This is a genomic window from Hydrogenophaga sp. FW305-3-2-15-A-LB1, assembly GCF_058787875.1.
On sequence record NZ_JBYTAE010000037.1, the window covers coordinates 43,129 to 51,925 of the forward strand.

Here is an 8,797-nt window from a genome sequence, read left to right on the forward strand (position 1 = left end):
GATACACCAGGAGCCAGACATGTCTGCCACCGCCACGCTTTCCAGCAAGTTCCAGATTTCCATTCCCAAGGCCGTTCGAGACGAGTTGCATTGGGAAGCCGGTCAGGAGTTCGTGTTCATCCCCAAGAACAAGGGTGTGCTGGTCATGCCCGTGCCTGAGCTTCAGGAACTCGCGGGCATCGCCAAGGGCGCTCGCAAAGATGGCTACCGCGACCGCAAGGACCGCTACTGATGGCCGCGCCCTTGCGGGTGATCGACACCTCCGCCTGGATCGAGTGGTTGGTTGCCTCGCCGATCGGCAAGAAGCTGGAGAAGGAAATCCCGGTCAAAGATTTGTGTATCGTGCCCACCATCGTGCAACTGGAGTTGTCCAAATGGTTGTGGCGCGAACTCGGCGAGTCGCAGGCCGATCAGGTGGTGGCCTACACCATGAAATGCCAGGTGATGCCCTTGGACACCGCCACCGCCCTGCTGGCCGCCGATCTGCATCGGCAGCACAAGCTGGCCACAGCCGACGCCATCGTGTATGCCACCGCCGTGCAACAACGGGCTGAGTTGCTCACCTGCGATGCCCACTTTGAAGGTCTCCCCGGCGTGGTGCTGTTTCCAAAGTCACAGCCCCACTGACCCTGCGTCGTCAAAGCCGCGCCAGCAACCGCCCCACACCCGCCAGCGCCGCCTCCCGCGTCGCGCCGTCGGTGGCGCTCTCGGCGAGGTAGGCGGTCACGATCACCGGCGCGCGCTGTGGCGGGAAGGCGATGCCGATGTCGTTGGCGTCGTCGCCGGCGGTGCCGGTTTTTTCACCCACTTGCCAGCCCGCCGGCAGCCCGGCCCGCAGGCGCTTGCCGCCGGTGGTGTTGGCCAGCAGCCATTGCAGCAGCCGCGCGCGCGAGGCCGGCGCCAGCGCGTCGCCCACCAGCAGCGCGCGCAGCGTGTGCGCCATGGCGCGCGGCGTGGTGGTGTCCCAGGGCTCTCCACTCGCGGCTCGGCGGTTCAGCTCGGGCTCGGTGCGGTCCAGCCGGGTCACGCGGTCGCCGAGCCGGCGCGCGTAGGCGGTGAGCGCGGCCGGGCCGCCGTAGCTGGTCAGGATGAGGTTGGCGGCGGTGTTGTCGCTGGTGGTGATGGTGGCTTCGCACAGCTGCGCCAGGCTCAGGCCCTCGCCGCCCACGTGGCGCTCGGTCACGGGCGACCACGACACGAGGTCCTGCCGGCGGTAACGGATGCGCCGCTCCAGCGACTCTTCGCCCCGGTCCGCCCGGTCCAGCACCAGCGCGCTGGCCAGCAGCTTGAACGAACTGAGCATCAGAAAGCGCTCGTCCGCGCGCCAGCCGTGTTCGCGCCCGGTGGCGGTGTCGATGAGGTGCACGCCCAAGCGGCCCCGAGCGGTGGCCTCGATGTCGCGCAGGGCGTCCTGCAGCGCACCGGTGTCGGCCCAAGTATTTCCGTGGATCAGGCCCAGCAGGGTGGCACTGGAGGCCAGGCAGAAGGTGCGTCGGTCGGTCATGGTGGTTCCTCGTGAATCAGGCCTGCATCGTAGGCAGGACGACCAACCCGTTCAAACGGGAATAATCGAGGCCACACCACGGAAAAACTTGGGGATTAAAGCGATGGACCTGCCACTCAACGCCCTGCGCGCCTTCGAGGTGTCGGCGCGGCACCTGAGTTTCACGCGCGCCGCGCAGGAACTCAACCTCACGCAGACCGCCGTGAGCCAGCATGTGAAGAACCTGGAGCAGCGCCTGGGCAAGCCGCTGTTCCGGCGCGTGCCACGCGGCCTGGCGCTGACCGACGAGGGCATGACCCTGTTGCCCACGCTGGTGGACGCGTTCGCGCGCGTCTCGGCCACGCTGGAGAGCTTCAAGGGCGCGCACAAGCGCGAGGTGCTGTCGGTGGGTGCGGTGGGCACCTTCGCGGTGGGCTGGCTGCTGCCGCGCCTGCGCGACTTCCAGGCGCGCCACCCCTTCGTGGAGCTGCGGCTGTTCACGCACAACAACCGTATCGACCTCGCGGCCGAGGGCCTGGACTGCGCGATCCGCTTCGGCGACGGCCAGTGGCCCGGCCTGCAGACGCGGCACCTGCTGGCCGCGCCGCTGGCGCCGGTGGGCGCGCCGGCCCTGGCGCACCGCATCCGCGCGGTGGCCGACCTGGGGCGCGAGACGCTGCTGCGCTCCTACCGCTCGGACGAGTGGGCGCAGTGGTTCGAGGCAGTGGGCGGGCGCGCGCCGCTGCTCACCGGGCCGATGTTCGACTCTTCGCTGGTGCTGGCCGATGCCGCCGCCCAGGGCGCGGGCGTGGCCCTGCTGCCGGTGTCGCTGTTCACCCGCGACCTGCAGAGCGGGCGGCTGGTGCGCCTGTTCGAGGCCGAGGTGGACGTGGGCGGCTACTGGCTCACGCGCCTGAAGACGCGGCGCAAGAGCGCGGCCATGAAGGCCTTCCAGGACTGGCTGGAGCTGCAGGCCCCCGGAACACCCGCGGCCTGAGGGCCGCGCTCACAGCCCGAGCGCGCTCAGCCCCGGGTGGTCGTCGGGCCGCCGGCCGAGCGGCCAGTGGAACAGCCGCTCGCTCTCGTGGATCGGCCGGTCGTTGATGCTGGCGTGGCGCTGTTCCATGTAGCCCAGGTCGTTGAACTGCCAGTTCTCGTTGCCGTGCGAGCGGAACCAGTGGCCCGAGTCGTCGCGCCATTCGTAGACGAAGCGCACCGCGATGCGGTTCGCCTCGAAGGCCCACAGCTCCTTGATGAGCCGGTAGTCCAGCTCCTTCGCCCACTTGCGCACCAGGAAGGCGTGCACCGCGTCGCGGCCCACCGGGAACTCGGCGCGGTTGCGCCAGCGCGTGTCCTCGGTGTAGACCTTGACGACGCGGTCGGGGTCGCGCGAATTCCACGCGTCCTCGGCCAGACGCACCTTCTCGGTGGCCGACCCGCGCGTGAACGGCGGCAGCGGCGGGCGCGGTTCCATCAGTACTGCTTGTACGGGAGGAACTTGCCCGAGAGCACCACGTTCACACGGTCGCCCTTCGGATCGGCCTGGCGCTTGATGTCCATGCTGAAGTCGATCGCGCTCATGATGCCGTCGCCGAACTCCTCGTGGATCAGCTCCTTGATGGTGGTGCCGTAGACGCTGACGATCTCGTACCAGCGGTAGATCAGCGGATCGGTCGGCACGGGCGTGGGCAGCGAGCCCTTGTAGGGCACGACCTGCAGCCACTTCTGCTCTTCCACGGAGAGCCCGAAGATCTTGCCCACCACCTTGGCCTGGGCGGGCGAGGCGGTCATCTGGCCCAGGCACAGCGCCGTGGTCCATTCCTTGGACTGGCCCACCTTCTTGGCCACGTCGGCCCAGCTGATGCCTTTGGACACCTTGGTGGAAATGATCTTTTCGGTGACGTCGAGTCGGTTCATGTGTTGCCTCTTGTTGATGAAACGGTTGAGTGAAAGGGGTCGATCCAGGGACACCGCGGGTCCGGCTCCGCCGGCCCCAGGTGTCGCCCCCCTCTCTGAGGGGGAGGCGCCGAAGGCGACGCGGGGGGTTCAATGGGCTCGCGCACGCGAGACCAAGAAATCCACGATGTGGTTGCGCAGGTCGTAATAACCATCCAGGTGGTGCAGCTGCGCGCGCGTGCGGCTGCGCGGCAGCGGGTTGACCACCACCTCGGCCATGCCGCCGGGCACGTAGCCGTTGGCGCCTTCGCTGCCGTTGCTCATGAGCAGGATGCGGTCGGCCAGCAGGATGGCCTCGTCCACGTCGTGCGTGATCATGAAGACGGTCTGCCGCGTCTCGCGCACGATGCCCATGAGCTCGTCCTGGATGGTGCCGCGCGTGAGCGCGTCCAGCGCGCCGAAGGGCTCGTCGAGCAGCAGCATCTTGGGCTGGATGGCGAAGGCGCGCGCGATGCCCACGCGCTGCTTCATGCCGCCCGAGAGCTGGCTGGGCTTCTTGTCGATGGCCGGGCTCAGGCCCACGAGCGCGACGAACTTTTCGACGTGGGCGTTGAGGTCGGCGCGCGGCATGTCGGGCCAGCGCGACTTCACCGCGAACGCGATGTTCTGCCGCACCGTGAGCCAGGGCATGAGCGCGTGGCTCTGGAACACCACGCCGCGCTCCAGGCTGGGGCCGGCGATCTCGCGGCCGTCCATGAAGCAGTGGCCCGAGCTCGCGGTGTCCAGGCCCGCGAGCACGTTGAGGATGGTGGTCTTGCCGCAGCCGCTGTGGCCGATGATGCAGACGAACTCGCCCTTGTCGATGGCGAAGGACACGTCGGCGAACACCGGCTTGTCGGCCTGGTAGGCCTTGGCGAGTTTTTCAACCTGGAGGAAACCGGTCATCTTGGGGGCTTTCGTTGGGGCCGGTGCGGCGGGCTGGGTGGCCACCGCGCCTTCGCGCACGCTGGACTCACTCCACATAGGTCACCGCCTTCTGGAGCTGGGCGAACATCAGGTCGAGCAGCATGCCGACCACGCCGATGAGCAGCACGGCGAAGATCACGTTGGTGAGCGAGAGGTTGTTCCACTCGTTCCACACGAAGTAGCCCACGCCGGTGCCGCCGACCAGCATCTCGGCGGCCACGATGACCAGCCAGGCGATGCCCATGCTGATGCGCATGCCGGTGAGGATGGTGGGCGCGGCCGCCGGCAGGATCACCTGGAAGGCCTTGCGGATCGGGTTGACCTCCAGCGTGCTGGCCACGTTGAGCCACTCGCGCTTGACCGAGGCCACGCCGAAGGCGGTGTTGATCAGCATGGGCCAGACCGAGCAGATGAAGATGACGAAGATGCCGCTGACGTCCGAGTCCTTGAGCGTGTAGAGCGCCAGCGGCATCCAGGCCAGCGGGCTGATGGGTTTGAGCACCTGCACGAAGGGGTCGAAGGCCTTGCGCATCAGCGGCGACATGCCGATGAGAAAGCCCAGCGGGATGGCCACGGCCATGGCCAGCACGAAGCCCAGGCCCACGCGCGCCAGCGAGTGCGCGAGCTGGATGCCGATGCCCTTGTCGTTCGGGCCCTTGTCGTAGAACGGGTCGGCCAGCTGCGCCCAGCTCGCCTTCGCCACCTCGATCGGCGGCGGGAAGCCGGTGCTCTTGGCCGCGCCGGGGTCCTTGCCCATCATCTTGGCGTACTCGATCTCCTCGGCCGTCATGCCGGCCGAAGAACCGCCGATGCTGGGCCCGCTGGTGGAGAGCTGCCAGGCGCCGATGAAGACGGCGAACAGCAGCAGGGAGACCAGCGCGGCGCGCAGGTTGAGGCTCGCGACTTTCATGCTCAGGCCGCCTTCTGGATCGCGAAGCTCTTCAGGTACTCGGTGGGTTTGGCCGGGTCGAACACCTTGCCCATGATGGTGTGCTTGGCATAACCCGGGCCGGCCGCGAAGGGCTGGCCGAGTTCCTTCATGTGCTTGCGCGCGTCGGTGATGAGGAAAACCTTCTCGGCGATCTGCTGGTAGTTCACCTCGCCCTTGATGTAGCCCCAGCGCTGCATCTGCGTGAGCATCCATACCGCCATGCTCTGCCAGGGCATGGGGTCGAAGTCGGCGCGGTCGGGCACGGTCTGGATCTTGCCCAGGCCGTCGGCGAAGCGGCCGGTGAGCACTTGCGTGAGCACGGCCTCGGGCTGGTTGAGGTACTGGCTGGGCGCGATCACCTTGGCGATGAGCTCGCGGTTCTTCGGGTCGCGCGCCATGGCGGCCGAGGTGAGCACCGCGCGGTAGAGCGCGGCGAAGGTGTTGGGGTTCTTCTGGATGAACTCGGTGCTGGTGCCGAAGGCGCAGCAGGGGTGGCCGTTCCAGAGGTCCTTGGTGAGCACGTGGATGAAACCGACCTCGTCGAACACCGCGCGCTGGTTGAAGGGGTCGGGGCCGAGGAAGCCGTCGATGTTGCCCGCGCGCAGGTTGGCCACCATCTCGGCCGGCGGGATCACGCGCAGCTGCACGTCGGTGTCGGGGTTCAGGCCGGCTTCGGCCAGGTAGTAGCGCAGCAGGAAGTTGTGGATCGAGTAGTCGAACGGAATGCCGAACTTGAAGCCCTTCCAGTTCTTCGGGTCGCGGTTGTCCTTGTGCTTCAGGCTCAGCGTGATGGCCTGGCCGTTGATGTTCTGGATGGTGGCCACGTTCATCGGCGTGGCGTTGCTGCCCAGGCCGAGCGAGATGGCCAGCGGCATGGGCGAGAGGAAGTGCGAGGCGTCGTACTCCTTGTTGATCATCTTGTCGCGCACCAGGGCCCAGCCCGCCGTCTTGGTGACTTCGACGTTGAGGCCCTGCTTGCTGTAGAAGCCCAGCGGGTGGGCCATGATCAGCGGCGTGGCGCAGGTGATGGGGATGAAGCCGACCTTGAGGTTGGTCTTCTCCAGCGTGCCTTTCTTGGTGCCGGCCTCCTGCGCCAGGGCTTGCAGGCTGGTCACCGGCAGCACGCTGGCGATGGCGGCCATGGCCGTGCCCTTGCCCACCGCGCGCAGAAAGCGGCGGCGCACCTCGTCCTGCGGGAACAGCGCCTTGACCAGGGTGGCCTCGATGAACTCGTTGCTGTAGGCCTCGAACTCGGCGGTCTCGCTGCGCCGGCGCAGTTCGATGGCGGCGCTGTCGGCGGCCACCTCGGCGTGGTGGTCGGCCACGGTGTGCTCGCGCCCGCAGCTGCACTTCATCATGAGCGGACGATCGGCGTTGTAGGGATCGAAGAAGTCGGACATGGCGCACCTCGTGTGTTGAAGACGAGGGGCTCTTTGCAAGCACCGGGCCAGAAGCCGGGTGCCGCGCGCTGCGTGGCGCAAGTCGTGCCGCGCCGACCGACGCGGTGTAGGGCCAGCCCTACAAAACGCGGCCTTTCAGGCGATCTCAGGCGCTTTTGGGCGCGCGCGCGTGGCGTTCGGCGTAGAGCGCGAGTTCCACGTCGTTCTTCGCGCCGGTCTTTTCGAGCACGCGCGCACGGTAAGTGCTCACGGTGTTGGGCGCCAGGCCGAGCTGTGCACCAATTTCGCTCACGGTGCGGCCCTGGGTGAGCAGGCGGTAGACCTGGTACTCGCGGTGCGAGAGTGCCTCGGGCCCGCCCTGCGCGCCCGCGCTGCCCACGGCGGCGGCCAGCGCCTCGGCCGTGGCCTGGCTCACGAACACCGCGCCGCCGGCGGCCTTGCGCACGGCGGCGAGCATGTCGTCGGGGTCGGCGCTCTTGTTCAGGTAGCCGCAGGCACCCAGGCGGATGCAGCGCACCGCGTACTGCTTCTCGGGGTAGGTGCTGAGCATGAGCACCGGCAGGCGCGGGTGCTCGCGCTTGATGGCCTGCAGCACGTCCAGGCCGTCGAGCCCGGGCATGGCGATGTCGAGCAGCACCAGGTCCAGCCCCAGGCTGCCGCCGAGCTCGCGCACCTGCGCCAGCACGTCCGGCCCGGTCTGGGCCTCGGCCACCACCTGCACATCGGGCGCGTCGGCCAGGATCTGCTTGAGCCCTTCGCGCACGATGCGGTGGTCGTCGCCGATCAGCACGCGGATGGTCTCGGCCAGCAGGTCGAAAGAGGTGTTCATGTCTGTGCCTGTGTCTCCGGGAGCAGCGTCACCGTCAGGCACATGCGGGTGCCCTGGCCTGGTGCGCTCTCTATTTGAATATCGCCACCGAAATGGCGCGCCCGCTCGCGCATGCCCATCACGCCATAGGCATTCGCGGCCTCGAAGGCCTGCGGCGGTGCACCCACGCCATTGTCTTGCACGGTCAGCCGCAAGGCAGTCCCCCGCACGACGATGTGGACACCCAGGCGGTCGGCGTGCGCGTGGCGCCCGACGTTGCTGAGCATCTCCTGGAAGATGCGGAACACCGCCATGGCCAGGGGCTCGGGCGGCTCGGGGGCCTCGGCCACGGCCAGGTGCCAGTCCAGCGCCAGCTCGGCCGACTGCACGAATTCCTGCGCCTGCCACTCCAGCGCGGCCCACAGGCCCTGGTGGTCCAGGATGCTGGGGCGCAGGTCGGTGATGATGCGGCCGACGTTGTCCACCGCGGTCTCGATCAGCCGGCTCATGTTCTGGCACTTGCAGCGCATGCGCTCGCGCATGTCGTGCGCGGCGTCGGCGCTGCGCTGCTCCTGCTCGGACAGGCGCTTGTCCATCCAGTTCACGTCCATCTTGAGCGCCACCAGCAGGCTGCCCAGCTCGTCGTGCACCTCGCGCGCAATGCGGGTGCGCTCGTCCTCGCGCACGGTTTCCGAGCGGGCGGCCAGTTCACGCACCTGCTTCAATGCGGTGGCCAGCGCGAGCGTGCGCTCACCTACACGCTCTTCCAGCTGGTCTTTGGCGCGCCGCAGGGCGTCGGCGGCGCGCTTGCGCTCGGTGATGTCGACGAAGGTGACGACCGCGCCGCGCACCTCGCCGCCGTCCACGATGGGGTGGCTGGAGTACTCCACCGGGAAGCTGCTGCCGTCGCGGCGCCAGAACACCTCGCTGTCGATGCGGCAGGGCAGGCCCTGGCGGAAGGCGTTGAAGATCGGGCAGTCCTCCACCGGGTAGTGCGCACCATCGGCGTGCGAGTGGTGGGTGAGGTCGTGCATGTTGGAGCCCAGCAGCTCGGCCGGCTCGAAGCCGATCATGCGGGCCCCGGCGTGGTTGATGAACACGCACAGGCCGTCGAGGTCCACGCCGAACACCCCCTCCCCGGTGGAGGCCAGCAGCAGCGCGAGCGGGTCGCGCCAGGCGCCGGTGGTGGCGGGCGCTTCGGGCCGGCTGACGAGGTGGTTGGCGTCCAGGTGCATGGGCCTTACCCAAGCAATCGATGTGCCAAAGCGGTGCATGGCGCCAGAAGGCACGACAATCGCTTGGTTTGCCCACCC

Annotated in this window: 11 protein-coding genes; 3 read left to right on the top strand and 8 right to left on the bottom strand. The window is 68.1% G+C overall.

The window, feature by feature from the left end:
- Window positions 1-19 precede the first annotated feature (19 nt).
- Both AC3WPZ_RS13205 and AC3WPZ_RS13210 read left to right on the top strand, forming a co-directional pair.
- Window positions 20-232: an AbrB/MazE/SpoVT family DNA-binding domain-containing protein gene (locus AC3WPZ_RS13205; RefSeq protein WP_382322720.1), complete on the top strand. Its 213-nt coding sequence runs from the start codon at window positions 20-22 to the stop codon at window positions 230-232.
- Window positions 232-627 carry a type II toxin-antitoxin system VapC family toxin gene (locus tag AC3WPZ_RS13210; RefSeq protein WP_382327731.1) on the top strand — a complete coding sequence of 132 codons (396 nt, stop codon included), beginning with the start codon at window positions 232-234 and terminating at the stop codon, window positions 625-627. The genes AC3WPZ_RS13205 and AC3WPZ_RS13210 overlap by 1 nt, the downstream gene beginning before the upstream one ends.
- Before the next feature lie 10 nt (window positions 628-637).
- Here AC3WPZ_RS13210 and bla read toward each other — a convergent pair whose 3' ends face one another.
- Complete coding sequence (gene bla, locus AC3WPZ_RS13215) at window positions 638-1,504, bottom strand: class A beta-lactamase (RefSeq protein ID WP_492439991.1); 867 nt, start codon at window positions 1,502-1,504, stop codon at window positions 638-640.
- A 103-nt stretch (window positions 1,505-1,607) separates the two neighbouring features.
- Between bla and AC3WPZ_RS13220 the strand changes: the two genes are divergently transcribed.
- Entirely contained in the window at window positions 1,608-2,480 is an 873-nt protein-coding gene (locus AC3WPZ_RS13220) for a LysR family transcriptional regulator (protein WP_492439993.1), read from the top strand.
- Between the two features lie 9 nt (window positions 2,481-2,489).
- Here the strand turns inward: AC3WPZ_RS13220 and AC3WPZ_RS13225 are convergent, their stop codons facing one another.
- The 7 genes from AC3WPZ_RS13225 to AC3WPZ_RS13255 form a co-directional block, all read right to left on the bottom strand.
- Entirely contained in the window at window positions 2,490-2,957 is a 468-nt protein-coding gene (locus AC3WPZ_RS13225) for a nuclear transport factor 2 family protein (protein ID WP_492439995.1), read from the bottom strand.
- A complete protein-coding gene (cynS, locus tag AC3WPZ_RS13230) occupies window positions 2,957-3,400 on the bottom strand; it encodes a cyanase (RefSeq protein WP_492439997.1) in 444 nt (147 codons plus the stop codon). The genes AC3WPZ_RS13225 and cynS overlap by 1 nt, the downstream gene beginning before the upstream one ends.
- Window positions 3,401-3,529: 129 nt before the next feature.
- Window positions 3,530-4,402 carry an ABC transporter ATP-binding protein gene (locus AC3WPZ_RS13235; RefSeq protein ID WP_492434571.1) on the bottom strand — a complete coding sequence of 291 codons (873 nt, stop codon included), beginning with the start codon at window positions 4,400-4,402 and terminating at the stop codon, window positions 3,530-3,532.
- Window positions 4,392-5,255: a nitrate ABC transporter permease gene (ntrB, locus tag AC3WPZ_RS13240; protein ID WP_382163424.1), complete on the bottom strand. Its 864-nt coding sequence runs from the start codon at window positions 5,253-5,255 to the stop codon at window positions 4,392-4,394. Before ntrB ends, AC3WPZ_RS13235 begins: the two co-directional genes overlap by 11 nt.
- Before the next feature lie 2 nt (window positions 5,256-5,257).
- Window positions 5,258-6,676 (bottom strand): CmpA/NrtA family ABC transporter substrate-binding protein, encoded by a 1,419-nt coding sequence (locus AC3WPZ_RS13245; protein WP_492439999.1) that lies wholly within the window; start codon window positions 6,674-6,676, stop codon window positions 5,258-5,260.
- A gap of 145 nt (window positions 6,677-6,821) precedes the next feature.
- Window positions 6,822-7,505: a response regulator gene (locus AC3WPZ_RS13250; RefSeq protein ID WP_382163426.1), complete on the bottom strand. Its 684-nt coding sequence runs from the start codon at window positions 7,503-7,505 to the stop codon at window positions 6,822-6,824.
- Window positions 7,502-8,719 carry a sensor histidine kinase gene (locus AC3WPZ_RS13255; RefSeq protein ID WP_492440001.1) on the bottom strand — a complete coding sequence of 406 codons (1,218 nt, stop codon included), beginning with the start codon at window positions 8,717-8,719 and terminating at the stop codon, window positions 7,502-7,504. The genes AC3WPZ_RS13250 and AC3WPZ_RS13255 overlap by 4 nt, the downstream gene beginning before the upstream one ends.
- Between the last annotated feature and the right edge of the window lie 78 nt (window positions 8,720-8,797).

What these genes read in the sequence shown, in the direction of transcription:
- AC3WPZ_RS13235 (WP_492434571.1), bottom strand. Translation starts at nt 4,402, where the DNA reads ATGTGGAGTGAGTCCAGCGTGCGCGAAGGCGCGGTGGCCACCCAGCCC.
- AC3WPZ_RS13245 (WP_492439999.1), bottom strand. Translation starts at nt 6,676, where the DNA reads ATGTCCGACTTCTTCGATCCCTACAACGCCGATCGTCCGCTCATGATG.
- AC3WPZ_RS13250 (WP_382163426.1), bottom strand. Translation starts at nt 7,505, where the DNA reads ATGAACACCTCTTTCGACCTGCTGGCCGAGACCATCCGCGTGCTGATC.
- AC3WPZ_RS13225 (WP_492439995.1), bottom strand. Translation starts at nt 2,957, where the DNA reads ATGGAACCGCGCCCGCCGCTGCCGCCGTTCACGCGCGGGTCGGCCACC.
- cynS (WP_492439997.1), bottom strand. Translation starts at nt 3,400, where the DNA reads ATGAACCGACTCGACGTCACCGAAAAGATCATTTCCACCAAGGTGTCC.
- AC3WPZ_RS13255 (WP_492440001.1), bottom strand. Translation starts at nt 8,719, where the DNA reads ATGCACCTGGACGCCAACCACCTCGTCAGCCGGCCCGAAGCGCCCGCC.
- AC3WPZ_RS13210 (WP_382327731.1), top strand. Translation starts at nt 232, where the DNA reads ATGGCCGCGCCCTTGCGGGTGATCGACACCTCCGCCTGGATCGAGTGG.
- ntrB (WP_382163424.1), bottom strand. Translation starts at nt 5,255, where the DNA reads ATGAAAGTCGCGAGCCTCAACCTGCGCGCCGCGCTGGTCTCCCTGCTG.
- bla (WP_492439991.1), bottom strand. Translation starts at nt 1,504, where the DNA reads ATGACCGACCGACGCACCTTCTGCCTGGCCTCCAGTGCCACCCTGCTG.
- AC3WPZ_RS13220 (WP_492439993.1), top strand. Translation starts at nt 1,608, where the DNA reads ATGGACCTGCCACTCAACGCCCTGCGCGCCTTCGAGGTGTCGGCGCGG.
- AC3WPZ_RS13205 (WP_382322720.1), top strand. Translation starts at nt 20, where the DNA reads ATGTCTGCCACCGCCACGCTTTCCAGCAAGTTCCAGATTTCCATTCCC.